Raw genomic sequence first — 514 nt, 5'->3', positions numbered from 1 at the left:
GGTGCGGCTGTCGATCTTGCTGGTGACCTGGAAGCTGATGCGGGTCGGGAAGTTGGCCTTGATGGTGCCGGTGATGACGTCGACCGACGGACGCTGGGTCGCCATGATCAGGTGGATGCCGGCGGCGCGCGCCATCTGGGCCAGACGCTGGATCGCCGCCTCGATCTCCTTGCCGGCCACCAGCATCAGGTCGGCCATCTCATCGACGATGACCACGATGTATGGAAGCGGCGTCGGTTCCGACGGCGTCAGGTCGAAGACGTTCTCCGGCTCGCCCGGTGCCGGGGCGCGGCGCGGCATCTTCTCGCCATTGGCGATCATCTCGGCCATGCGGGCGTTGTAGCCCTCGATGTTGCGCACGCCGAGCTTGGACATCGCCTCGTATCGGCTTTCCATCTCGCGCACGGCCCAGCGCAGGGCGACCACCGCCTTCTTGGGGTCGGTGACGACGGGCGTCAGCAGATGCGGGATGCCGTCATAGACCGACAGCTCCAGCATCTTGGGATCGACCATA

General features: G+C 65.8%; 1 protein-coding gene. It reads right to left on the bottom strand.

All coding sequences use genetic code 11. The features are described 5' to 3' along the window. On the bottom strand, positions 1–514 hold a 514-nt coding region (locus TSH64_RS16745), incomplete at both ends, for an FtsK/SpoIIIE domain-containing protein (protein ID WP_282188108.1).

Origin of the sequence: Azospirillum sp. TSH64, assembly GCF_003116035.1 — a bacterium.
In the GTDB taxonomy this organism is placed as follows: Bacteria; Pseudomonadota; Alphaproteobacteria; order Azospirillales; family Azospirillaceae; genus Azospirillum.
This window is presented reverse-complemented; position numbering and strand designations above follow the sequence as displayed.